At 71.7% G+C, this 23,208-nt stretch carries 20 protein-coding genes and 2 pseudogenes; 6 read left to right on the top strand and 16 right to left on the bottom strand.

From position 1 onward, the window contains the following. Positions 1–17: 17 nt before the first annotated feature. Complete coding sequence (locus ACLJWH_RS28080; protein WP_411144555.1) at positions 18–992, top strand: phosphotransferase family protein; 975 nt, start codon at positions 18–20, stop codon at positions 990–992. A 32-nt stretch (positions 993–1,024) separates the two neighbouring features. Here the strand turns inward: ACLJWH_RS28080 and galE are convergent, their stop codons facing one another. Then, entirely contained in the window at positions 1,025–2,098 is a 1,074-nt protein-coding gene (gene galE / locus ACLJWH_RS28075) for a UDP-glucose 4-epimerase GalE (protein WP_411144554.1), read from the bottom strand. Continuing rightward, complete coding sequence (locus ACLJWH_RS28070) at positions 2,098–2,751, bottom strand: D-glycero-alpha-D-manno-heptose-1,7-bisphosphate 7-phosphatase (RefSeq protein ID WP_411144553.1); 654 nt, start codon at positions 2,749–2,751, stop codon at positions 2,098–2,100. The genes galE and ACLJWH_RS28070 overlap by 1 nt, the downstream gene beginning before the upstream one ends. Here ACLJWH_RS28070 and ACLJWH_RS28065 point away from each other — a divergent pair. After that, positions 2,727–3,866 (top strand): glycosyltransferase family 4 protein, encoded by a 1,140-nt coding sequence (locus ACLJWH_RS28065; protein WP_411144552.1) that lies wholly within the window; start codon positions 2,727–2,729, stop codon positions 3,864–3,866. The genes ACLJWH_RS28070 and ACLJWH_RS28065 overlap by 25 nt on opposite strands. A 359-nt stretch (positions 3,867–4,225) precedes the next feature. On the opposite strand, the gene ACLJWH_RS28060 is transcribed toward ACLJWH_RS28065, so the two are convergent. The 13 genes and pseudogenes from ACLJWH_RS28060 to ACLJWH_RS28000 all read right to left on the bottom strand — a co-directional run bounded on the left by ACLJWH_RS28060 (position 4,226) and on the right by ACLJWH_RS28000 (position 16,961). Then, positions 4,226–5,086, bottom strand: a complete 861-nt coding sequence (locus tag ACLJWH_RS28060; RefSeq protein WP_411144551.1) for a hypothetical protein — start codon at positions 5,084–5,086, stop codon at positions 4,226–4,228. Between the two features lie 98 nt (positions 5,087–5,184). Continuing rightward, positions 5,185–6,201, bottom strand: a complete 1,017-nt coding sequence (locus ACLJWH_RS28055; protein ID WP_411144550.1) for a zinc-dependent alcohol dehydrogenase — start codon at positions 6,199–6,201, stop codon at positions 5,185–5,187. A gap of 31 nt (positions 6,202–6,232) precedes the next feature. Next, the gene (locus ACLJWH_RS28050; RefSeq protein WP_411144549.1) at positions 6,233–6,874 is read right to left on the bottom strand and encodes an SIS domain-containing protein; all 642 of its coding nucleotides are present in this window, start codon (positions 6,872–6,874) and stop codon (positions 6,233–6,235) included. Between the two features lie 54 nt (positions 6,875–6,928). Beyond that, positions 6,929–7,747, bottom strand: coding sequence for a phytanoyl-CoA dioxygenase family protein (locus tag ACLJWH_RS28045; protein ID WP_411144548.1), 819 nt, complete (start codon positions 7,745–7,747; stop codon positions 6,929–6,931). Positions 7,748–7,752: 5 nt separating this feature from the next. Continuing rightward, positions 7,753–8,892, bottom strand: a complete 1,140-nt coding sequence (locus ACLJWH_RS28040) for a DegT/DnrJ/EryC1/StrS family aminotransferase (protein ID WP_411144547.1) — start codon at positions 8,890–8,892, stop codon at positions 7,753–7,755. Next, positions 8,889–9,809: an NAD-dependent epimerase/dehydratase family protein gene (locus ACLJWH_RS28035; RefSeq protein WP_411144546.1), complete on the bottom strand. Its 921-nt coding sequence runs from the start codon at positions 9,807–9,809 to the stop codon at positions 8,889–8,891. The genes ACLJWH_RS28040 and ACLJWH_RS28035 overlap by 4 nt, the downstream gene beginning before the upstream one ends. Before the next feature lie 11 nt (positions 9,810–9,820). Then, a complete protein-coding gene (locus ACLJWH_RS28030) occupies positions 9,821–10,747 on the bottom strand; it encodes a radical SAM protein (protein WP_411144545.1) in 927 nt (308 codons plus the stop codon). A 71-nt stretch (positions 10,748–10,818) separates the two neighbouring features. Further along, positions 10,819–11,610, bottom strand: coding sequence for a glycosyltransferase family 2 protein (locus ACLJWH_RS28025; protein ID WP_411144544.1), 792 nt, complete (start codon positions 11,608–11,610; stop codon positions 10,819–10,821). 79 nt (positions 11,611–11,689) lie between these two features. Beyond that, positions 11,690–12,772 carry a hypothetical protein gene (locus tag ACLJWH_RS28020; protein ID WP_411144543.1) on the bottom strand — a complete coding sequence of 361 codons (1,083 nt, stop codon included), beginning with the start codon at positions 12,770–12,772 and terminating at the stop codon, positions 11,690–11,692. Between the two features lie 25 nt (positions 12,773–12,797). Further along, complete coding sequence (locus tag ACLJWH_RS28015; protein WP_411144542.1) at positions 12,798–14,006, bottom strand: DegT/DnrJ/EryC1/StrS family aminotransferase; 1,209 nt, start codon at positions 14,004–14,006, stop codon at positions 12,798–12,800. A gap of 280 nt (positions 14,007–14,286) precedes the next feature. Beyond that, positions 14,287–15,094, bottom strand: a pseudogene (locus ACLJWH_RS28010) (IS5 family transposase). 47 nt (positions 15,095–15,141) lie between these two features. Beyond that, a protein-coding gene (locus ACLJWH_RS28005) for an IS5 family transposase (protein WP_411144541.1) occupies positions 15,142–15,959 on the bottom strand; the annotation gives its coding sequence in 2 pieces (ribosomal slippage) (positions 15,142–15,617 and positions 15,617–15,959; 819 coding nt in all). A gap of 96 nt (positions 15,960–16,055) precedes the next feature. Next, positions 16,056–16,961: pseudogene (locus tag ACLJWH_RS28000) on the bottom strand (transposase family protein). Between the two features lie 395 nt (positions 16,962–17,356). Between ACLJWH_RS28000 and ACLJWH_RS27995 the strand changes: the two are divergent. The 3 genes from ACLJWH_RS27995 (at position 17,357) to ACLJWH_RS27985 (ending at position 20,909) form a co-directional block, all read left to right on the top strand. Next, on the top strand, positions 17,357–18,202 hold the full coding sequence (locus tag ACLJWH_RS27995; RefSeq protein ID WP_411144540.1) for a fumarylacetoacetate hydrolase family protein: 846 nt from the start codon (positions 17,357–17,359) through the stop codon (positions 18,200–18,202). 118 nt (positions 18,203–18,320) lie between these two features. Continuing rightward, complete coding sequence (locus tag ACLJWH_RS27990; RefSeq protein ID WP_411144539.1) at positions 18,321–19,247, top strand: VOC family protein; 927 nt, start codon at positions 18,321–18,323, stop codon at positions 19,245–19,247. Positions 19,248–19,250: 3 nt separating this feature from the next. Then, a complete protein-coding gene (locus tag ACLJWH_RS27985) occupies positions 19,251–20,909 on the top strand; it encodes a bifunctional 3-(3-hydroxy-phenyl)propionate/3-hydroxycinnamic acid hydroxylase (RefSeq protein ID WP_411144538.1) in 1,659 nt (552 codons plus the stop codon). A 216-nt stretch (positions 20,910–21,125) separates the two neighbouring features. Here the strand turns inward: ACLJWH_RS27985 and ACLJWH_RS27980 are convergent, their stop codons facing one another. Then, the gene (locus tag ACLJWH_RS27980) at positions 21,126–21,995 is read right to left on the bottom strand and encodes a helix-turn-helix transcriptional regulator (protein WP_411144537.1); all 870 of its coding nucleotides are present in this window, start codon (positions 21,993–21,995) and stop codon (positions 21,126–21,128) included. Positions 21,996–22,181: 186 nt separating this feature from the next. Between ACLJWH_RS27980 and ACLJWH_RS27975 the strand changes: the two genes are divergently transcribed. Beyond that, entirely contained in the window at positions 22,182–23,096 is a 915-nt protein-coding gene (locus ACLJWH_RS27975; RefSeq protein ID WP_411144536.1) for an alpha/beta hydrolase, read from the top strand. The last annotated feature ends 112 nt before the right edge of the window (positions 23,097–23,208 follow it).

Below are 23,208 nucleotides of genomic sequence, written 5' to 3'. Positions count from 1 at the left end.
AGAACGGGAGAGCCCCAGTGCCGGAAAACCGTCCCACGGATCTCGGCGAAATCACTTCGGACGACATCTACGCGAAACTCCGTAACGACCTCGATTTCTGGGAGCCCCAGGTCCGCCGGGCGCTGGATTCCCTCGGACTTGCCGCCCCCGGCACGCTGCGCATTCCCGGTGAGAGCACCAATCCGGTGGTGCTCACCGACACCGGTCTCGCCGTCAAGCTCTACGGCGAACACTGGTGCGGTCCGGAGAATCACGCCGCCGAACTGGAGGCGTACGAGGTCCTGGCGGGGCACGGCCTGCCGATCCCCCGCCTAGTGGCGCGCGGGGAGTTGAGTCCCGGCACGGACGCCTGGCCGTGGCCGTTCCTGGTGATGGAGGCGACGTCCGGGATCACCTGGCGGGAGGCGATGCAGGCCCTGGACCGGCCCCGGCTGCTGACCCTCGCGCGCCGCTTCGGTGCCGTGCTGCGGCAGGTGCACGAGGTGCCGCTGACCGGCACGGCCGCGCTGCGCCCGGAGTCGGACGTCTTCGCCGAGCTGCTGCGCGAGCGCCGGGAGGCCACGCTGGAGGACCACCGGGAGTGGGGCTATCTCTCGCCCCGTCTCCTGGCGGACGTGCCGGACTTCCTGCCCGAGGTCGACACGCTGCTGGCCGGCCGGAAGCCGGTGCTGGTCCACGGCGACCTGCACGGCACGAACCTCTTCGTCGACCCGGCGGCCGAGCGGATCACCGGCCTGATCGACTTCACCGACGTCTACGCGGGCGATCCGCGCTACGGCCTCGTCCAGCTTCACCTGAACGCGTTCCGGGCCGACAAGGAGCTGCTGGCCGCGGCGCTGGAGGGCGCCGGGTGGGAGGTGCCGCCCGGGTTCGCCGAGGAGATGCTGCAGTTCACGTTCCTGCACGACTTCGACGTGCTGGAGGAGGTCCCCGCCGATCTGACCGGCGTCGAGGACATCGGCGAGCTGGCACGTCTGCTCTGGGGCGTCTGAGGGCGCGGGCACCGCACCGGCCGCGGGGCCCCTCACCGGGCCCCGCCTCTGCCGCCCGCTGCATCGCCGGACCCCGCGCGCGGGGTCCGGCCGGCCTCCGCGGGCGGCTCCCGGCGGGGCTCCTGACGGCCCCCCTGCCGGAGCTGCTGGTGGAGCTCCCGATGAAAGCGGAAGGCGTCCTCGATCATGGTGTCGAGGTCCGGCCGGTCCGGCTTCCAGCCGAGTTCGCGGCGGATCCGCTCGTTGGAGGCGACGAGGGCGGCGGGGTCGCCCGAGCGCCGCGGGGCGTCCCTGACGGGGACCGGGCGGCCCGTGGCCCGGCCCACGGCGGCCAGCACCTCCCGCACGGAGAAGCCGGTGCCGTTGCCCATGTTGTAGATCCGGTGCTCGCCGGGGACGGCTCCGCGCAGCGCGGCCACGTGCGCGTCCGCCACGTCGGCGACGTGGACGAAGTCCCGTACGCAGGTGCCGTCGGGGGTCGGGTAGTCGCCGCCGAACACGGCGAACTCCGGGCGCCGGCCCAGGGCGGCGTCCAGGGCGAGCGGGATGATGTGGGTCTCGGGCGTGTGCCGTTCACCGAACCGCCCGACCGCCCCGGCCACGTTGAAGTAGCGCAGGCTGACCGCGGCCAGGCCGTGGGCGCGGGCGTAGGCGGTGAGCGCCAGGTCCACGGCGAGCTTGGAGTCGCCGTAGGGGTTGGTGGGGACGGTGGGGGCGCTCTCCTCGATCGGGACGCGTTCCGGCTGCCCGTAGACGGCGGCGGTCGAGGAGAAGACGATGCGGCCGACCCCGGCGGCGAGCATGGCGTCGAGCAGGGTGAGCGACTCGGTGGTGTTGCCCTGCCAGTAGCGCTCGGGGCGGCGCACCGAGTCGTCGATGAGGGCGCGCCCCGCCAGGTGCACCACGGCGTCGTGGGTTCCGGGGGCGCCGAGGACCTCGGCCGCGCGGGCCATCGTCCCGCGCACGAAGCCGGCGCCTTCGGGGACGGCTTCGGCGAAGCCGGTCGACAGGTCGTCGAGGACGGTGACCCGGTGCCCCTCCTCGACCAGCCGGTGCGCGACGACGCTGCCGATGTACCCCGCGCCTCCGGTCACCAGGATCTTCATCAGCGTTCCCCTTCCAGCAGGAGGCCGACCGCGGTGCGCAGGTCGGGGGCGACGAGGTCCGCCGCGGTGCCGCCGGGCGCGTCGGCGAGGCGCACCGTGGCGGTGCCCGCGGCCCGGCCCGCCAGGACGTCCGTCTCCGCGTCGCCGATCATGACGGTGTTGCGGAGGTCGAGGTGCGGGAAGTCCCCGGCGGCGCGCGTCAGCAGGCCGGGGGACGGTTTGCGGCAGTGGCAGTCGCCCTTCTCGTGGACGCAGCAATAGCAGGCGTCCAGAAAGGCGCCGGCTTCCCGCAATAATTCCGTCAGTCGTTTCTGTACAGCGGCCAGGTCGATTTCCGACATCAGGCCGCGGGCCACTCCACGCTGGTTCGTGACGAGAATGGCCGGACGTGCGGCGGCGTTGATGCGGCGCACCGCGGCGGCCGCGCCGGGCAGCAGCGTCAATTGCTGCGGGGACGTCACGTATTCGCCCGGCGGCGGCTTCTCGTTCAGCGTTCCGTCCCTGTCCAGAAAGAATGCGTCCGGCGTGGCGAGGATCCTGTCCCCGCATCGGCGCACTTCCGTCGCGGCGTATTTCACGTTACGGTTCCGTTCATTCCCAATCGTCTGTTCTGGAGGGTGATACCCGAATGGGTCGGACGGATCGAACAGCACCCCGAATTCTCTTCGCCTCGGCCAATGAATCGGCCCCGTGGGGACCGAGCGAGACCAACTGGGCGCTGGCCGCGGAGCACTGGCTCCGCGAGGGCGCCGACATCCACGCGAGCATCAAGGGCTGGGAGGAGGTCCCCGCCGAGCTGGCCGCGCTGGAGCGGGCCGGGTGCACGGTGCACCGCAGGTGGGATCCCGCCCCCTACGACCAGCGCCCTGTCCATGAACTCCCCTGGTCCGAGCAGCAGTCGAGCATCCTGGAGGAGATCCGCCCCGATTTCGTCGTCGTCTCCCAGGGGGACAACTACGAGGGTCTGGGCTGGATGGAGGAGTGCCGGCGGCGGGGCTTCCCCTACGTCGCGTACTCCAACTCGGCGTCCGACTACGAGTGGTGCCCCGACGACGTGGCCGAACGGCTGGCGCGCGGCTACGAGGGGGCACTGGCGTCCTTCTTCGTCTCCGAGGGAAACCGCAGCCTGACGGAGCGCCAGGTGGGTGGGCCGATTGCCAACGGGCGTGTGGTGCGCTGCCACTTCAAGGTGGACTACGCCGCCGCCCCGCCCTGGCCCGGGGACGACGGCCGCGTCAGGCTGGCCTGCCTGGCCCGCCTCGACCCCAACGGCAAGGGCCACGACGTGCTCTTCGACGTGCTCGCCCTGCCCAAGTGGCGCGAGCGGCCGGTGACCCTCTCCGTCTACGGGGCGGGCTCGCACGAGCGCGTCCTGCGGGCCCTCCGGGACCGGATGGGGCTGACGAACGTCGAGTTCGCCGGGTACGCCGAGGACATCGAGAGCATCTGGCGCACCCACCACGCCCTCGTGCTGAGCTCCCGCGCCGAAGGGCTGCCGACCGTCATCATCGAGGCGATGCTGTGCGGCAGGCCGGTGGTGGTCAGCGATGTGGCGGGCAATGCCGAGCTGCTGGAGGACGGCGTCACCGGGTTCGTCGCCGCCGCACCCGCCGCCGCGTGTTTCGACGAGGCGCTGGAACGGGCCTGGCAACGGCGCGCCGAATGGCCGGAGATCGGCCGCAAGGCCGCCGAGGCCGTCCGGCGCGAGATCCCGCCGGACCCGATCGCCCTGCTGGTCGAGCAGTTCAAGGCGCTCGCCGGGGTGTGAGGGACGTGCGCGTACGGCCGGGCGGCGGGCGCCGCCCGGCCGTACGCGCTCCGCCGAAAGCGCGGTCGGGCCCCCGCGGGCCGGTGGTGGCTGGTCGCGCAGGTGCCCGTGCCCCTTCGGGACGCCGGTACGGCACCGGACTCCGGCAGAACCGCTCAGTGTGCCGCACCCCCCGCCACCGGGCCGCAGCCCGAGCCCTTCCCTGCCACCGCCCGGCCGCGCCAAGGGGCCGCCCCGGCCACCGCCCGGCCACCGCAGGAGGCACCCCCCGCCGCCGGGCCGGGGCGTGCCGCATCCCCCGCCACCCGGCCGACGCAGGGACCACCGCGGGGACCGCCGCCGGCTGCGCCAGGAGCGCATCATGCCTCCCTCAGGTGCTCGGCGGCCGCTTCCGGCTCCAGCGGGGTGAAATAGATGCCGCTGCCCAGCTCGCCCGCCGCGATGTAGCGGGGCACTCCGGGGGCCCGCCACACGGCGTTGATCTCCACGTACAGGTGCGCCCACGGCCAGGACCGGCCGTCGGCGGGGCGCTGGTGCACCCAGAGGAAGTACGGGGCGGGCGCGCCGAAGAGGGCGTCGAGCCGGCCGAAAGCGGTGCGCAGCAGGGCGGCCAGCGCGCCGCGCCCCTCCGGTCCCGCCTCGGTCAGATCCGCGACGTGCTCGCGCGGCGCGATCCGCAGGGCGTAGGGGAACAGCGGTGCCTGAGGCACCCAGGCCCGCCAGTCGCCCTCCTCGGCCACCACCAGTTCCTTCGCCGGTGCCTCGCACAGCGCGCAGCGGCCCAGTCCGCCGCCGCGGGCCAGCAGCGCGGCCGGGGCGTCGGGGACCTCGGCGAGGCCGAATGCCTGGCCGTGCGGGTGGTCCACGGTGGCTCCGGCATCGGCGCCCCGGTTCTCGAAGAGCAGCACGTAGGCGACGTCGGGGCGGGAGCCCAGCGCGACCGTGCAGTCGTGCCAGAGCTCCACCGCGGCCTCGGCCCGCGCGGCTCCCATGGTGCTCCAGGACGCCTCGTGCTCCGGACAGTAGAGCAGGACCTCGCAGCGTTCCCCGTCGAGCGCGGGCCACCGGTTGGGGAACCGGCGGACCGCGTACGGCGTGGGGGCCTCCAGGCCGCCGGGGCAGAAGGGGCAGTCCGCGCCGCGGTTGCGCGGCCTGCCCTGCCTGCTGCCGTTGACCACCACGCGGACCCCGGTGAGCGGGTCCGTCCGCAGCTCAGCCACGCGGCCTGCCCTTCCGGGCGGGGAACGCCCGGCCGCCCCGCCCTGCGGCGCGGCCGTCCGCCGGGTCGCTCAGTGGGCCGTTCGACGAGGGCGCCGGGTCACTCATGGGCACGGACGGCCACCCTGATCGCGTCGGCGTCACTCTGGTCGGCCAGCAGGAACGCCTTGCCCGCCTCCGCCAGCGGCAGCACGTCGGTGATGACGTGCTCGGTGCGGACGGCGCCGCGGGCGAGCAGGTCGACGGCGCGGGGCATGTAGTGGGCGGGCCCCATGACACCGATGGTCTCCATCAGCTTGAGCGTCCAGTTGGCGGACAGGAGCTCGACCTGCTTGCCGACGCGGTAGCCGATGATGCCCACGCGCCCGCCGGGGGCGACCAGGTCGACGGCCCGCTGCAGGGCCTCGGGTTCCCCGCAGGCGTCGATGACGACGTCGGGCAGGCCCGCCGGGCCCGTGGCGGCGATCCACTCGGCGACCTGCTCGTCGCCGGAGAGCGCGGTGTCCGCGCCGAGGCGGCCCGCCGCGGCGGCACGGTTCTCGCGCGGGTCGACGGCCAGGACGACGCGGGCGCCCGCGGCCCGTGCCGCCTGGAGCACGTTGAGGCCGATGCCGCCGCAGCCGACGACGGCGACCCGCTCTCCCGCCTCCAGCCGCACCCGGTGCAGCGTGTGCAACGCGACGGCCAGCGGTTCTGCCTGAGTGGCAGTCAGCAGGTCGAGACCGTCGGGCAGCGGTACGAGGTTCCCGGCCGGCACCGCGATGTACTCGGCGCAGGCGCCGGGGTCGGTGAAGCCGAACTCCTTCAGTTCCGGACACATCACGCGCTGGTCGGCCCGGCACCACCGGCAGTGGCCGCAGGCCATGGCGATCTCGCCGGCCACCCGCGCGCCGGTCGCGACCAGCGGGCTGCGGCTCTCGACGACGACACCGCTCCACTCGTGGCCGGGGACGGCCGGGAAGGCGGAGCCGTGCCAGGCGTTGTTGAAGAGGGAGACGTCACTGCCGCAGATCGCGTTGTGCGAGACGCGGACCAGTGCCCAGCCCTCGGGCGGACGGGGGTCGGGCACGGTCTCCACGGTCAGGTCGCGTGGTCCGTTCAGCACGGCTGCCTTCATGTACGGGGACCTCTCCGGTAGTCGCTACGGGTCATCGGTGTGCGGGTTCGGCGGTGCTGTCGCGCAGGGACTGGGTGACGAAGTGGAAGATCACGCTGTGCATCGCCTCGGCCATGCCCACGTCCATGGTGGGGGTGTTGACCTCCAGGTCGGCGAGCTCGCGCAGGGTGCCGCCGGTGCCGGCGGTGACCGCCAGCACCCGCAGCCCGGACTCCCTCGCCCAGCGGGCGGCGGCCACCACGTTGGGGCTGGTGCCGGAGCAGCTGATCACGAGCAGCCGGTCGCCGGGCCGCGCCAGCAGCCGCAGGGGCTCGGCGAAGACCCGGTCGTAGCCGCAGTCGTTGGCGTAGGCGGTCAGCATGGACAGGTTGTCGGCGAGGGATATGGCCCGCAGCGGGCGTCCGCCCTCGGTGTGGGTGCCCTTGAGGAGGTCCTGCGTGAGGTGGGACGCAGCGGAGGCGCTGCCGCCGTTGCCCGCGAGGAAGACGGTGGCTCCGCTGCGCCGGACCTCGTCGAGCTCGGCGATGAGGTCCCGCACCTGGTCGCCCATGGCGTCCAGCAGGGGGCCCGCGGTGGCCAGGTACTCGCTCCACCGGCCCTGCGGCCGGCCGCCGTCGGAGGACCCCCCGGAGGAGGCCGTGGAGGTGTCCGTCGCGAGGAAGTTCTGGGTCATCTGCATACCTGCCGTCGTGTCGAGGATGCGTACGGCCGCGGCGCCGCGGACCGGTCAGGAGACAAGGTCCTCCTCCGTGTCGTGGGCGGGCTCCGCGTCGTGGACGAAGTCCTCCTCCACGTCGTGGTCGACGTAGCCCGCCCCGCGCAGGTCGTCGGTCTCGCCGTCGAGCTCGCGCCAGTCGGTGAGGAAGGTCGGCCCGTAGCCGTAGGCCACCAGCAGCCGGTCGCCGGGGGTGCGCTTGCGCCGGGTGCCGTGCATCAGCGCCTCGTTGAGCACCACCACGTCACCGGCGCGCACATAGAGGTCGGACAGGGTCGGGAAGCCCTCGTCGATGAGCGAGGCGCGGGCACCGCGTTCGGCGCGCGGACGCAGTAACGGGAAGTTGGCCTTGTGCGAACCCTGGATGTAGCAGAAGGAGCCGTCCTCACGGGAGGTGATGTCGCTGAGGTAGACGAGGGTTTTGACGTACGGGCAGTAGAGCTTGCCGTCGTGGTAGGTGTGCGTGATGGACATGTCGCGGCCGACGGTCCCGCCGCCGAGGTCCAGCAGTTCGGAGTTGCCGCCGTGCAGGTAGAGCACGCTGTCGGGGCCGCGACGCAGGCCGTAGCCCTCCAGCAGGCGCAGCGGCTGGTTGACGACCTCGCGGACGGGGCCGACGAGCCGCGGGTCGAGGGCGGTCCGGGCGAAGAGCTCGCTGGCGGCGGACAGGTCCCTGAAGCGGTCGGTGTTGGCGAAGCCGGAGTCGGCCGGGGTGATCCGTTCGAGTTCGGCGCGCATCGCGGCGACCTCGCCGGCGTCGAAGGCGCCGCGGATCAGCAGGAATCCGGTGGTGTCGAAGAGGTAGAGCTGCTCGGGGGAGAGCGCGGGCATGGCGGTCACCTCTCCACGGACGTGTCCAGAGCGGCCCGCAGCGCGGCGAGGACGGCGTCGGCGTCGTCCTCACCCATGCGGGTGTGCAGGGGCAGGGCGATGTGGTGGGCGCACAGGTCCTCGGCGACGGGGAAGCGCCCCACGGGGATCCGGCCCGCGAAGACGGGCTGTGCGTCGAGCGGCATCTCGTAGATCTCGCCGCCGAGTTGCACCCCGGCCTCCCGCATCCGGGCGCGCAGGGCCGCCCGGTCCACGGCGGGGTCGAGGGCGACGACGTACTTGTACCAGCTCGCGGGGGCGTGCTGTGGCAGGACGGGCCGCACGTGCGGCAGGCCGTACAGGCCGGCGGTGTAACGCTGGGCGAGCCGGTCGCGGATCTTGAGGAATTCGTCGAGGCGGCGCAGCTGGGCGCGGCCGACGGCGGCGTGCAGCTCGCTCATGCGGGCGTTCTCGCCGAGGACGGTGTGGTGGCTGCGCCACTCCTCCGGTTTGCCGAGGTTGCGGTAGAGACGTACGCGCGCGGCGAGTTCGTCGTCGTCGGTGGTGACCATGCCGCCTTCGGCGGAGGTGATGACCTTGGTGGCGAAGAAGGAGAAGGCGCCGGCCACGCCGAAGGTCCCGGCGTGGCGTCCGCCGAGGCGGCTGCCGTGGGCGTGCGCGCAGTCCTCCAGCAGCCACAGGCCGCGCCGGGTGCACCAGTCGGCGATCGCGGTGACCTCGGGGGTGATGATGCCGCCCATGTGGACGAGGAGGACGCCCGCGGTCGCGTCGGTGACGGCCTGCTCCAGGGTGCGGGAGCTGGGCGCGAGGGTGTCCGCCTCGACGTCCACCAGCCGTACCCGCAGGCCCGCGAGGAGGGGCGCCGCGGCGGAGGAGTAGAAGGAGTTGGCCGGGACGAGCACCTCGCCGTCGCCGTGCTCGCCCGCCGTGGCGCGCAGGGCGCAGACCAGGGCGGCGGTGCCGGAGGCGACGGCGACGGCGTGCCGGGCGCCGGTGAAGCGGGCGGTCTCGGCCTCGAAGGCAGCGACCTGTTCGCCCTGGGCGAGCTGTCCGGTCTCCAGGGAGGTGCGGACGGAGGCGAGGATCGTGTCGATGTCGGTGTCCGAGAAGTCCGGACGCACCGGCACCACCTTGGGGTTCGTCACCGGCTGTTCGCCTCCGCCGTGGCTCCGCGGGCGGCGAGCTCCATGCGCAGCCCTTCGTCGATGGTGATCACGGGTTTCCAGCCGAGCTGTTTGCGGGCCTTGGCGGTGGAGACGAAGCGCTGGGAGTAGACGAGTTCGCCACGGCGGGTGGGTTCCTCGCGGTGTTCGACGGGCACGCCGCCGAAGAGCTCCGAGACGCGGTCGGCGAGTTCCCGGGTGGTGACGATCTCCGGGCCCTCCAGGTTGTAGACCTGGTGGGCGGCGACGGGGGCGGTGGCGCGGAAGAAGGCGTCGGCGAGGTCGTGCACGTGCAGGAAGGCGCGGCGTTCGGTGCCGTCGCCGAAGACGGTGAGCGGCTTGCCCTCGGCGGCCAGCCGCAGGAAAGCGGAGACGACGAGGCCGGGCCACATCCCGGGCCCGTAGACGGGGCTGTAGCGCAGCACGGTGGATTCGAGGCCGCGGAGCCTGGCGTAGTCGCGGGCCAGCAGCTCCTTGGCGATCATCGAGGTGGTGTAGAAGTGGCCGGCGCCGGTGGGCAGGAACGGCTCGTCCTCATCGATGGCCTCGACGCGCATGGCGTTGTAGACCCAGCAGCTCCCCGCGATGACGACGCGGGAGACGCCGGCTCCGGCGGCGGCCTCCAGGACGGCGGCCGTGCCGGTCACGTTGACGTCCATGGCGGTCACGGGGTCGGCGAGGACGGCCCTGGCGTCGGCGACCCCGGCCAGGTGCATGACGACGTCGGGCCGCCGGGCGGCGAGGAGCGCGGCCAGGTCGTCCTTGGCCGTGACGGACAGGGCCGTGCCGGGGTACGGGTCGTCGGGTGTCCACCGGGTGTCGACGACGTGGACCTCGTGACCCTCCTCGTGGAACTTGCGGGCCACGTGCCGGCCGATGAAGCCGGATCCACCTGTCACCAGGCAACGCATCAGGACCTCTTCCGAAGGCTGGGAGAAGGGAGCAGGGTGGCAGGGGCCGCCGCACAGCCGTCGTCCGCGTCCGGCGTGTCCTCCAGCACGGTGAGGAAGTGCCGGTCGGCGAGTTCCTCCGTGGTGTGCTGCTGGGGGACGCGGAAGTCGCGGCGGGTGCGCTGCTCGTGGGGGGTGAGCCTGCCGACGCTGCCCATGCAGTTGCGGCAGGCCCGCAGGGGTTCGGGGCGCCGGAGGTGGTCCAGGAGCCGCTGGGCGAACCCGGGGTCGTCGGCCAGTGGCAGGGCGTCCGCCCAGATGTCGTCGCGGTCGGCGAGGACCTGGGGGATGAACACCGACTGCGGGCAGGTGAAGAAGTGCCCCTCGTAGACGGTGTGGCAGCGCCAGACGTGCGCGATCTGGCAGGTCGTCCAGATGCGCCGGACCAGGTGGTCGTCGTCGGTGCCGTGCTCGGAGTAGGAGTAGCGGAAGTGGGAGTAGTGGGCGACGGTGAGGGTGACGCCGTGCTCGGCCGCGCGGGCCTCCACGCGTTCGCGCTGCTCCCGGCCCAGTTCCCGGCCGGGGTAGACGGAGATCTCCACCTCGTCCACGGCCGCCCAGAAGTCCTCGCCCGCGCGGGGCAGCAGGATCCCGTTGGTGCAGACGAGGATGCGGGGAGCGATGCCCGAGGCCCGGACGGCGTGCAGGATCTCCACGAGCCGGGGGTGCAGCAGTGGTTCACCGCCGAGCACCTTGACGAACTGGGCGCGGAAGGACCGGGCCAGGACGTCCAGGTCGCGGGCGATGGTCTCCGGGTCGGCCAGGGAGCGGGTGAAGGCCGGTGAGAGATGGCTGCAGGACGCACAGCCGAGGTTGCAGTGGTAGGCGACGTTGATCTCGCAGCCTTCGGGGGTTTCGACCTTGCCGTTCACCATGCGATAGGTCATCGATTCACCATGCGGTAGGTGGTCATCGAACTGCCTCGTCCTCGCTCGGTAGGTGTGCTCGCTCCCGGCGCTCAGTCCCGCCAGGAGAAGGACGCGTCGAAGGGGCGGCTGAAGTCGTTGGAGTATCCGCCGAGGTGGTAATGGAGCGTGGGCCTTCCGGTGCACGAGACGGGTTCCCGAAGCTCGCGCAGGCTCATGGCCAGCTTGTCGTCCTCGCCGATGAGCCGTTCCTCGTCCCGGGCGTCGAACTCGTCGGTGAAGGGGACCTCCAGCAGCAGTTCGCGGGAGAGCAGCCACTCCCCCGTGTCCACGGAGATCACCGGCTCGGGCACGTCCAGCGGGTCCAGCCGGTCGCGGCGGACGCAGGTGCCGGGCTGTACGACGCCCTTGGCACGCATGCGCGCGTACTCGGCGCGCCCTTCCTCCGGGTCGCGGGCCCAGGGGTCGCGCTGTTCCAGATAGGGGGTGCCGTCCCGGTTCAGCATGCGCAGGTGCGAATGCACGGCGCGATGGCCGGTGCGCGCGGCGCACTCCAGAAGGCTGTCGAGGTGGTCGGGCTCCCAGGTGTTGTCGTCGTCGAGGAAGGCGATCCAGGGGGCGTCGCTGATCCGTACGGCCATGTTGCGCAGGCGTGACGAGCGGCCGGGGCCCGATACGTCGCCGGGGCCGCGGCTCGCGAGGATCCAGCGGACGTTGGCGGGCAGCGGCCCGGCCTCGCGCAGGGAGCGGTGGGAGGCGTCGCAGTCGTCTAGCACGATCACGTGCTCGTGGGGGGCGCGGATCTTCTGTTCCTGGACGCTGCGGATGGCGCGGGCCAGCAGCTCCGGCCGGGTTCGGGTGATGGTGACGACGGATACCAGCACGAGGGGGCCGCCCTTCGGGTGTGCGGAGGGGGACGGGGGCTCGGCGGGACACGCGCCGGGGGGCGCGGCCCGCCGTCGTTCAGAGGGGGACATACCTGGCCTCGCTGCCGCTGTCGGTGAACCGGAACGGCAGGGCGCGCAGCCCGGCCTCGGCCATCGCCCGGCGCACCTCGGCCTGCCGGCCGGGCTCGCACACCAGCAGCAGGAAGCCGCCGCCGCCCGAGCCGAGCAGCTTGCCGCCCGCCGCGCCCGCCTCGACGGCGCGGTCGTGCAGGGCCTGCAGCGCCGGACTGCTCACCCGGGAGCCGAGTTTGGACTTGAGCCGCCAGTGCTCCCCGACGAGCCCGGCCACCCCGGCGATGTCGCCGGCGCTCAGGCACTGCACCATCTCGTCGGCGAGGCGCCGGATCGCGTGCAGCCGGGTGAGGGACTCGCGGTGGCCTTCGAGGGTGCGCCGGTTCTGCTCGGCCAGGACGTCACCGGCGTCCCGGCTGATGCCGGTGTGGAAGAGCATCAGCCGCTCCTCCAGCCGGTCGCGCACGCGGGGCGGGAGTGCGAGGGGTTCGGGGTCGACGTGGCCCGAGGGGTGGAAGCGCAGCAGCCGGATCCCGCCGTACGCGGCGAGGTAGTGGTCCTGCTTGCCGACCGCGCGGCCGAGGTCCTCGATCTCCACGCGGCCCGCGGTCTCGGCCAGTTCGCGTGCGGAGGCGGTGCGCGGGTGCGCGGCCGCGTGCAGCAGGGACACCGCGAAGGCCGCGGATCCCCCGAGCCCGCTGCCCGGCGGGACGTCACTGAAGATGGCGACCTGCCGGTCGCGGTGCAGCCCGGCGCGCAGCAGGCAGGCCCGGGTCATGCGGTTGGGGTGGTCGGCGGCGGAGTCGCACAGCTCGTTCGACTCCGAGACGGTGCGCAGGCGCCCGGAGAACTCCCGGGGGAAGACGGTGACACCGACGTAGCGGTCGATGGCACAGCCGATGACCAGGCCGCCGTGGCGCGAGGAATAGCTCGGGATGTCCGTGCCGCCCCCGGCCAGGGAGATCCGCAGCGGCGAGCGCGCGGTGACCATGGCCGGGCGGGCCGTGCCCGGTGCCGCGGGCGGCTCCGGGCGGTGCGCGAGGGCGCGGATGCCGAGCACGGGCCCGTAATCCTTCTGAAGGTCCATCATCATCGCCTTTGGTACGCGGAGTTCAGGTCCGGGAGAGCTGCGCCCTGGCCTTCTCGACAGCAGCCGCGATCAGCTCCATGCGCTCCGGCGGAGCGAGGAACAGACGGTGCGGCAGGACGACCGCGCTCTCCCCGGCTGCCTCGGCGACGGGCAGCGAGAAGCGGGACGGGTCCAGCTCGCGGGCGTGCCGCGGATCGAGGTCGGGCCGGAACCAGCCGGAGGCCAGCGGCTGGTAGAGGACGTTGTCGCTCAGCGCCGAGTCGATGGGCTCGACGTGCACGCCGAGGTGCTGCGTCATCACGGCCGAGACCGCGTGCTTGGCGCCGGGGCCGAAGACCTCCGGGTCCAGCCGGATGCAGTACTGGTAGGCGGCGTCCTCGGTGAGCGCGGCGGGGCGGGCCGGCGGGGCCACGCCCTCGACACCGGCGAGGAGTTCGTCCAGCCGTCGCATCGCGACGCGTCTGCGGGCGTTCTCCGCGTCGAGGCGGCCGAGCCCGTCCAGCGCGACGGCGGCGTTGAACTCGCTCATGCAGTAGTTGTAGCCCTGCACCCCGGGGAGTTCCTCCAGCTCCAGCTCGCCGGGCGGGGTGCCCTCGCGGCGCCCGCGGCCGTCCACGCGCTTGCGGTAGAGGCGGCCGTGGATCTCGGGGTCGGAGGTGACGGCCACGCCGCCCTCGCCCGAGGTGAGCAGCTTGGTCTGCTGGAGGCTGAAGGCGGCCGCGTCGCCGAACGCGCCGAGTCTGCGCCCTCGCCAGGTGGCGCCGTGCACGTGGGAGCAGTCCTCCAGCAGGGCCACGCCCCGCCTGCGGCACAGCTCGGTGAAGCCGTCGAGGTCCACCGCCGAGCCAAAGAGGTGGACCACCATGACGGCGCGGGTCCGCTCGGTGATCGCCGCCTCGGCCGCCGCCAGCGACATGCACAGGGTGTCGGGCTCGACGTCGACCAGGACGGGCACCGCGCCGACGCGCAGCACGGACGACGCGCACGCCACCCAGGTCAGCCCGGGGACGAGGACCTCGTCCCCAGCGCCGACCCCCAGCGCTTCCAGGGTGACCGTCAGCGCCGCGGAGCCGTTGCACGTGGGAACGGCATGGGCGGTGCCGGTGAAGGCCGCGAACGCGTCGGCGAACGCCTGCTCGTAGGAGGGGGTACCGGTATAGGCGCCGCTGACCGCCCACCGGCCGGACCGCAGTGCGGCGAGCAGCTGCCGCTCGGTCTGCTCCGTGTACACGGGCCACGCGGGCCAGATGCTCTCTTCGGCAGGCGGCTCCCCGCCTCGGGACAAACGCTCTTCGCTCCGGGTCTGCGTCGTCACGTTCGAGGACCTCCGTGCTCACAGACCACAGCACGGACATGCCGAGAACTGTGATCGGAAATGGGGGGTGTGCCACGGGTCTCACACAAGTACGCTCACGTCTCGACGGACAGAGCGGATGCGAGGGTTCAAAGCGTACTCACCCAACTGACAGCACTGTCAACCATACTTAAAGGTCTTGCCACTTGAATTCATCTCATTTGGTGAGCCTTCGGTAGCAGATGAGGATGCAGATGATGCTGGTGAAGGCGAGGAAGTGGTCCGCTTTGTGTTCGTAGCGGCGGTGCGGGCGTCGGCATCCGGCAAGCCAGGCCATGGCTCGTTCGATGGCCCAGCGTGGCTGCCGAGTCGTTGCGAGGTCTCGATGCCCTTGCTCGCGATGCGGTGCCGGATTCCTCGAACAGACAACCATCGCCGCGGGTGGTTGTAGTCGTAGCCCTTGTCGGCATGAAGCTTGTCGGGCAGGCGTCGCCGAGGTCCCCGGCGGGAGCGGATCGGCAGTACGCCTTTCACCGAAGGGACCAGCGCCTGCCTGTCGTGTGTGTTGGTGCCCGAGATACCGACGGACAAGGGCAGGCCGGTTCGCTCCGTGATCAAGTGGATCTTTGATCCATACTTGCCTCGGTCTACAGGATTCGGACCTGTCAGCTCCCCCCTTCCAAGGCCCTCATGTTGACCGAGTCGATCGCGCACCTGGACCAGTCCAACTCGCCGCGGGACCCGAGTTCATCGAGGACCAGGCGGTGGAGTTTGACCCACACGCGGGCCTTCGTCCACTCCGCGAATCGTCGGTGAGCCGTCGCGCCGGACGGCCCGAACGACGCGGTCGGCAACTGCTGCCACGTGCAGCCCGAGGTCGCCACGAAGACGATTGCGGCCAGCACTTCGCGATCGCCGTGCCGGCGCCGGCCACCGCCCTGAGGCCGTGAAGGCGCCTCCGGTACCACGCGTTGGAACAGCTCCCACAACTCGTCCGGCACCAGCCGCTCAACAATCACCGCCATGACCGACAGCCTACTCAACCAAATGAGATGACTTCTTAGCTCGTGTCCTATGTGGTAAGGCGGACGAGTCGCTGGTAACAGCAGAGCGCGGCGGCAAGTCCGAGAAGGGCCAGGTAGCTGCGGGGATCGCGCCCGTAGCGGGGTGACAGGCGCCGGCAGTCGGTCAGCCAGGGCATCGTGCGCTCGATCACCCACCTGCGGCGGCCGAGACGTTCGCTGGACTCGATGCGCTTGCGCGCGATAAGGAACCCGATGCGCTTGCCGCGGAGCCATTTCCACAGGTGGGAAACGTCATAGGCACTGTCGGCGCGCAGCCGCTGGGGCTTGAAGTGACGGCCGTGGTAGGGGTCGTGTCTCGTTTGGAGCCCCAGGACCATGGGCTTCAGTCCGAGGCTGTCGTGGGTGTTGGCGGCGGAGCCGCCGACAATGAGGGGCAGCCAGTTCTGGTCCGACAGGACGTGCATCTCGGAACCCGGCTTGCCCCGGTCCACGGGACTCGGGCCTGTGGGTTCGCCACGTTTCCAGCCCTGATGTGGGCGGAGTCGAGGACGGCCCGGGTCATGTCGATCAGGCCGGCGTCGTCGAGCCGGTGCAGGACCGCCTCGTGGAGCCGGCCCCACACCCTGGCCCGTGACCAGATCAGAAATCTTCGATGGGCAGTGGACTTCGAGACCCCGAAGCAGGGCGGCAGAGCCCGCCAGGCACACCCGCTGACCAGTACGTACACGATCGCGGCGAACAGCGTCTCATCAGGCGTGTTCGGTGTCCCGCCGCCCTGCGGCCGCGCCCGCTCCGGCGGAACCAGCGGCTCCGCGATCTCCCACAGCCCGTCCGGAACAATCCAGCTCCACGTACCCCGCCCCATGCCCGGACCAACGACCATCTCACCACATAGGACACGGTCTTACGACCTGGTGTGTGATGGGGGCGGTGCTGTGACCGGTTGGTCGGTGGCGCTTGCTCAGGTAGTGGCGGTGCGGTCGCAGACGAGGCCAGCGATGGCGGGGTAGGTGGCGGGGAGGCTGTCGCGGTGATGGTCCAGTGGGTCAGGCCCTTCCCTCGCTTGTGGTCGGCGAGGGCGTGTTTGAGGGGGATGCGCCGGGTGGAGTGTTTGTGGCAGGCCCGTTCGCGGGTTTCGTGGACCTCGGGGGGTGAGATCTTGTTCGGCTTTCTCGGCGGGTGACCGCCTTGCCCGGGTGGCGCGGCGGAGTCCCAAGCAGCCTTCGTCCAAGAGCACTTCGGCCTTCGGGAACCGACGCAAGAGGCCGTCGATGCCCTCGCCCGTATCGCGGTGGTGTCGTGCATCCGTCCTGTGCGGAGGTTTCCCGCCCAGAGGGTCCGGCCCCGTTCGTCCGCCGCGACGGTGGCCTTCATGGTGTTCTGCTTCTTCTTGCCGGAGAGGAAGGCCCGCCTTCCACCGCGACGGGAGACGGGCCGGCGGACCTCGGCCTCGGTCGCGTCCAGCCGCAGCGTTACGCCCTGGCCTGCGCGCAGGCGAAGACGTCCGCCAGGTCCGCAGCCGAATCCCCGGACGATCGGGCACCGCGAAGCCGCGGGCGGCGAGGAGGTCCCTGGCCTCGGCAATCGCTCGGCTGACGGTCGACCGGTCAACTCCGAAGAGCAGTGCCAGGACAGCATGCGGCAGGTCGTGCCAAAGATGGATCAGCGTGGCGGCCACACCGTCGGCGAACACAAGCCGGTGCCGGCCCTGCTCCGGCGGTGCGGCGACGCGCACCTGCACGGGCGGCGTGACGCCGACCCTCGACCACAGCCCGCCAGGCAGAGGCGAGCACGACGACCAGGTCACCAGGTCCCGCCGCGAGAGACCCGTCAGCACCCGATGCCCGAGCACCGCACAGTTCACCACGATCACCACACCGCCAGATCACGCCGCCCGAAAGCCGCCCGGCCACCTCACCGCCCCAATCACCCACCAGGTCATTGCCAGGCAATTCATTATGAGGGTTACGGCCGTGGGACCTTGACGGCGTGTATGACGGTAGAGGATTATCAATGTAATCATCATGCTGAATAGGGCCAACCGCGGTGAACGGTGCATGGCGAACGAGGGACAGTGCACGGCGAACGGTGCACGGTGCGCGGCGAGTAAGTGGGTGAGCGAGTGACTGACCGGGCGATCCGCGAGCGGACGGCAGGCGTCCGCGGTGCCGTGACCGCGACTCTCACCGCCGACACCGCCACCGCCGCGCCGCCGGGCACCGCGCCATCCGGTTGGTCCGCGACCCCGCACAGGAGCTCCCGTTGCGTATCGCCAACTTCTCCGGCCGCCTGGTCCTGATCGCCGACCAGCGGGCGATCGACATCGAGCAGGCCAGCGGCGGCCTCTTCTCCTCCGATCCGCAGGCCGTCTACGAGCGGTGGGCGGAATTCCGCGCCTGGGCCGGACAGGCGGAACTGCCGGCCGGGACGGCCTTCGCACCGTCCGCCCTCGGCTCGCCCGCCCCGGCTCCCCGCCAGATCCTCGCCATCGGCCTGAACTACCGGGATCACGCCTCCGAATCCGGGTTCGCCGCACCCAAGGGCTTGCCGCCGGTCTTCACCAAGTACGTCAGCAGCATCACCGGCCCGGTCACCGAGGTCACCCTCCCGCCGGGCGGCCACACCGACTGGGAGATCGAACTGGTCGCGGTCATCGGCAAGCGGGCCGAGCGGGTGTCCGAGGCCGACGCCTGGAGTCATGTCGCCGGCCTCACCGCCGGCCAGGACATCTCCGAGCGGATCGCTCAACTCGCCGGTCCGGCACCGCAGTTCAGTCTCGGCAAGTCCTTCCCCGGCTTCGCCCCCATGGGGCCGTTCCTGGTCACCCCGGACGAGTTCACGGACCCCGACGACCTCGAACTGCGCTGCACGATCAACGGCGAGGAGGTCCAGAAGGGCCGCACCCGCGACCTGATCTTCTCCGTGCCCGCCCTGATCGCCGGGCTGTCCGCGGTGCTGCCGCTGCTCCCGGGAGACGTCATCTTCACCGGCACGCCCGCCGGCGTGGGGCTCGGCCGCGACCCGCAGCGCTGGCTGGCCCCCGGCGACGAACTCGTCAGCACCATCGAGGGAATCGGCGAGCTGCGCCAGACCTTCCTCCCCGGCTGACGCCGCCGTCCGGCACAACGAGAGGGTGCACCGCGCCGCCGCCCGGCCCGCGGGCTCCCTCTCCCGTCCACCCGCCCGGCACGCATGCTGCCCCAGCGCTCCGTCCAAGGAGTTACCCATGGCACTGCACCGTCTGACCTCCCTCACCATGGGGGTTCCCCACCCCGCCGAAACAGCCGCCTACTACACCGACTTCGGCCTCTCCCCCGACGGCGACGGCTGGTTCACCACCCGGGACGCCGGCCGCCAGCTCCATATCGTCCACGCCCCCACCCGCCGCCTGGTCGAGGTCCGCATCGGCGCCGACCACCCCGACGACCTGGCCGCCGCGGCCTCCCGGCTTCGGCGCCTGGGCATCGAGAGCCGGGCCACGGACAGCACCCTGACCGCGTACGAAAGGGTCACGGGGGTGCGTGCCGTCCTGGAGGTCGCCCCGCGCCTCACCCCGCCCGCCACCCCGCCCACTTCGTACAACGGTCCCGGCCGCGCCGAGCGCACCGGCACCCGCGCCCCCGCCGTCCTGCGTACGGCACCGGTACGGCCCAGCAAGCTCGGCCACGCCGTCGTCGGCACCACCGACTTCGCCGCCACCACCGCCTTCTTCCGCGACGGCCTGGGGTTCCTGGCCAGCGACTACCTCAAGGACACCGGAGCGTTCCTGCGCTGCTCCACCGACCACCACAACATCCTGGTCCTGGCCGCCCCCGTCGCCTTCCTCCACCACACCTCCTGGCAGGTCGATGACGTCGACGAGGTCGGCCGCGGCGCCGCCGCCATGCTGGAGCACCACCCCGAGCGGCACGTCTGGGGCCTGGGACGGCACCACGCCGGGTCCAATTTCTTCTGGTATCTCAAGGACCCGGCCGGCAATTTCTCCGAGTACTACTCCGATATGGACTGCATCGTCGACGGCCAGCTGTGGACCCCCGACGTTCTCGAAGGCGCCAGGAGCCTGTTCACCTGGGGTCCGCCGCCGCCCGCGTCCTTCCTCCATCCGGAGGACCTGGCCGCCCTCATGACCGGAGCCCACAGTGCGGCGGGGTGACCGGTGACCGTCGAGTCGCCGGCCGTCCATGACGTGGCGATCGTCGGCTTCGGTCCGGTCGGTCAGCTGCTGGCCCTGCTGCTGGGCCGGGCCGGACACGACGTCGTCGTCCTCGAACGCTGGCCGCGGCCGTACGACCTGCCGCGCGCCGTGAACTTCGACCACGAGATCGGCCGGATCTTCCAGGCCGCGGGCGTCGGCGAGCAGGTCGGTGCCGTCATCGACCCGGTCCCCGACCACTACGAGTGGCGCAACCACAAGGGTGAACAGCTGGTACGGATCGACTGGTCCGGGACCGGCCCCTCCGGCTGGCCGACCACCAGTTTCTTCTCCCAGCCCGAGCTGGAGTCCGTACTCGCCACCGCCGTCGCCGGACTCCCCACCGTCACGGTCCACCGCGGTCTGGAGGTGGTGGACCTGCGGGAGGCGGACGGCGGCCCCGTACTGCTGACCGCCCGTACGCACACCGGCTCCGCACGGGCCTTCGCCGCCCGTTACGTCATCGGTGCCGACGGCGCCAACAGCTTCGTCCGCGGCCGGATGGCCACCTCCGTCACCGATCTGGGCTTCTTCTACGACTGGCTCATCGTCGACATCATTCCCCATGACGAGGTGTCCTGGTCGCCCATGAACTGGCAGCTGTGCGACCCGAAGCGGCCGACCACCCTCGTCTCGGGCGGCCCCGGACGCCGCCGCTGGGAGTTCATGCGCCTGCCCGGGGAGAGCGTCGAGCAGCTCAACTCCCGGGAAACCGCCTGGTCGTTGCTGAAGCCATGGGGCCGCACCCCCGAGAACAGCACCATCGAGCGGCACGCCGTCTACACCTTCCAGGCCCGCTGGGCCGACCACTGGCGGGAGGGGCGGCTGCTGCTGGCAGGGGACGCCGCCCACCAGATGCCGCCGTTCGCCGGCCAGGGCATGTGCTCGGGCCTGCGCGACGCGATGAACCTCGCCTGGAAGCTGGATCTGGTACTGGACGGCACCGCGGCCCCGGATCTGCTCGACACCTACACCAGCGAGCGCAGCGCGCACATCCGGCACGCCATGGGCATGTCCATGGCGCTGGGCCAGGTCATGTGCGTCCTGGACCCCGAGGAGGCCGCCGCGCGCGACGCCCGCATAATCGCCGCCGATGCCGATCCCGCACGCGCGCTGCCACCCACACCACCCCCCGTGCTCGGCGAGGGCGTCCTCCAGCGCGGCCCCGACGGCACCACCCGAAGCCCCCAGGCCGGCCACCTCACCCCCCAGCACCGCGTCAGTCACCGGGGCAGGACCGCGCTGCTGGACGAGGTGACCGGCGGCGGCTTCACCGTCCTCACCGACGGCGCACTCCCCGACGGCACCCTCACCGACGCCGACCGCGCCTTCCTCCACACCGTCGGCGCGACCGTCGTACCGCTGCACTCCCCGGATACCCGGGACGCCCCCGCACACGGCTACCTGGACACCGATGGCGGCTATCTGCCGCACCTGCGCGAGCACCGGCACCTCGCGGCCGTCATCCGTCCCGACTTCTACCTGTTCGGCACCGCCGCGACCCCCGCCCACCTCCACCTGCTGCTCGGACAGCTCCGCGAGCGGTTGCGGCTGCTCCCGCGGACAGCCGGGAGCCGGCCGACGGCGGCGCGTCCGTCACGTTTGTTCACCAGCGATCCGTGAGGAAAGCGGCGTTCCGTCACCGCCCCGTCCGCCCCCATCTGCACCAGCCACCCCCAACCGGTCCGGCCGGTCCGGCCGGACCGGGAGCGTCTTCGCGTACGCGGCAATTGCCGTGCCGGGGGCGGCGCCCGCCGCATCGTCCGGCAAGTGGCCGTCCTGATCGGCAGGCCCCAGGCCACGCCCCCTTGTGACGCGCCCCGGGCGGCGTGCCGGCCGTCAGGAGACCGGCCGGGAGACGGGCCCGGGGTGCTCGGCGGCCCAGGAGGCGAGGATGCGCAGGCCGTCGTGGGAGGGGGTGCCGGGTTCGGCGGTCCAGACGACGAGTTGCTGCTCGGGGTCGGTCGCGCAGGTGAGGGCGTCCCAGTCGAGGGACAGCTCGCCGGCGACGGGGTGGTGCAGGACCTTGTTGCCCCTGCTTCGGGTGGCGATGTGGTGGTCTCCCCACCAGCGGCGGAAGTCGTCGTCCCGCATGGACAGTTCACCGACGAGCGCGGCCATGCGCTCGTCCTGGGGGTTGCGGCCGGCTTCCATACGGAGCATGGACACAGAGGCGTGCGCGGTGTTTTCCCAGTCCGCGTGAATTGCTTTCATGGCCGGTTCGGAGAAGAGCAGCCATACGTAGTTGCGATTCTTCTCGGGAATTCGGGAGAAGTCGGTGAGCAGGGCGGCCGCCATGGGATTCCAGGCGAGAATGTCCATTCGGCGGCCCATGATGAAGGCCGGGGTGGTGGTGAGTTCATCGAGGAGTCGCCGCAGCTGAGGCTGGACCTTCTGTGCGGCCTGACGGCGGGGGCGGGCGGTGCCCTTGCCGGCGAGTTCGAGCAGGTACGCGCGTTCCTCGTCGCCGAGGCGCAGGACTCGGGCGAGGGTGTCCAGTACGGGTGCGGATGCCTGCCTGCGGCCCTGTTCCAGGCGGGTGTAGTAGTCGGTGCTGATCGAGGCCAGGAGGGCGACCTCCTCCCGGCGCAGCCCCCTGACCCGGCGCCTGGGACCACCCTCCGGGAGCCCTGCCACGCGGGGGCTGAGCTCGGCCCGGCGGGCCCTGAGGAATTCCCCCAGCTCGTTGGCGCGCATATCACTGGTCATGGAACCAGTCTCGCAGACAACACCGACCGAGAAGGGGGGACAAAACTGTCCCTGGACAGTCCCGTCCTGGGCTGGAAGAGTCCCATTGCGAGCGTGTGTGACGCGTGTGATTCTCGATGACGTGGCCGACGGGAAATTCCGTCGACCGGAGCCACATTCCGTCCGCGAGAAGAAATCACTAAACGCATGAAGACGAACGTCACCTTCCCCAGCAGCGGTCTGAACCTGGCCGGAATTCTGTTCACCCCGGACGATCACACCGGCGCTCCGCTGCCGGCTGTCGTCGTCTCCCATCCGGGTGGCGGCGTGAAGGAGCAGACCGCGAGCGTCTACGCCGAGCGCCTGGCCCGCGAGGGCTTCGCCGCGCTCGTTTTCGACGCCGCCTTCCAGGGCGCGAGCGAGGGCAGCCCGCGTGGTCTGGAGAACCCCTTCCAGCGCGCCGAGGACGTCCGGGCGGCCGTCACCTACCTGACCACCCGCGAGGACATCGACCCGGCCCGGATCGGCGCCCTGGGCATCTGCGCGTCAGGAGGCTACGTCCCCTTCGCCGCCCAGACCGACCACCGGATCAAGGCCGTGGGCACCGTCAGCGGTCTCGACGTCCGTGACCTGCTGGTCAACGGCCTCGGCCGCACACAGGGCCCGGAGGTCCTGCACACCATGCTCGACCAGGCCGGCGCGCTGCGCACCGCCGAAGCTCGCGGCGCGGCCCCGGCCACCCTGAACTGGGCGCCCGAAAGCCCCGAGGGCCTGGCGGAAGCCCCTGCCCTCTACCGGGAGGCGCACGACTACTACCGCACCCCGCGCGCCCGGCATCGCAACTCCACCAACGAGTGGCCGCTGCGCAGCATCGACCAGATCGCGCAGTTCGACGCGTACGCCCTGATCGAACTGATCTCGCCCCGGCCGCTGTTGATGATCATCGGCTCCGCGGCGGACACCGGCTACTTCAGCCGCGAGGCCGTCGAGCGGGCCAAGGAGCCCAAGAAACTGTTCGTCATCGACGGCGCCACCCACGTCGACCTCTACGACCGGGACGAGTACGTCACCCCCGCGGTCGCCAAGCTCACCGGCTTCTTCGGCACGCACCTGACCGCCTGACCACCCGACCCAGCCGTACCAGCCGTACCAGCCGTACCAGCCGTACCAGCCGTACCAGCCGTACCAGCCGGACCGAACGAGACCAGCCGGACCGAACGGGACCAGCCGGACC

The organism is Streptomyces sp. x-80, assembly GCF_046549095.1.
In the GTDB taxonomy this organism is placed as follows: Bacteria; Actinomycetota; Actinomycetes; order Streptomycetales; family Streptomycetaceae; genus Streptomyces; species Streptomyces celluloflavus.
Note: the sequence above shows the minus strand (reverse complement) of the source record. Positions and strands in the feature narration are given on the sequence as shown.

Excerpts from the sequence above, each read along its gene's own strand:
- ACLJWH_RS27990 (WP_411144539.1), top strand. The coding sequence starts at position 18,321 with ATGGCACTGCACCGTCTGACCTCCCTCACCATGGGGGTTCCCCACCCC.
- galE (WP_411144554.1), bottom strand. The coding sequence starts at position 2,098 with ATGAAGATCCTGGTGACCGGAGGCGCGGGGTACATCGGCAGCGTCGTC.
- ACLJWH_RS28055 (WP_411144550.1), bottom strand. The coding sequence starts at position 6,201 with ATGAAGGCAGCCGTGCTGAACGGACCACGCGACCTGACCGTGGAGACC.
- ACLJWH_RS28020 (WP_411144543.1), bottom strand. The coding sequence starts at position 12,772 with ATGGACCTTCAGAAGGATTACGGGCCCGTGCTCGGCATCCGCGCCCTC.
- ACLJWH_RS28050 (WP_411144549.1), bottom strand. The coding sequence starts at position 6,874 with ATGACCCAGAACTTCCTCGCGACGGACACCTCCACGGCCTCCTCCGGG.
- ACLJWH_RS27975 (WP_411144536.1), top strand. The coding sequence starts at position 22,182 with ATGAAGACGAACGTCACCTTCCCCAGCAGCGGTCTGAACCTGGCCGGA.
- ACLJWH_RS28045 (WP_411144548.1), bottom strand. The coding sequence starts at position 7,747 with ATGCCCGCGCTCTCCCCCGAGCAGCTCTACCTCTTCGACACCACCGGA.
- ACLJWH_RS28065 (WP_411144552.1), top strand. The coding sequence starts at position 2,727 with ATGGGTCGGACGGATCGAACAGCACCCCGAATTCTCTTCGCCTCGGCC.
- ACLJWH_RS28030 (WP_411144545.1), bottom strand. The coding sequence starts at position 10,747 with ATGACCTATCGCATGGTGAACGGCAAGGTCGAAACCCCCGAAGGCTGC.
- ACLJWH_RS27980 (WP_411144537.1), bottom strand. The coding sequence starts at position 21,995 with ATGACCAGTGATATGCGCGCCAACGAGCTGGGGGAATTCCTCAGGGCC.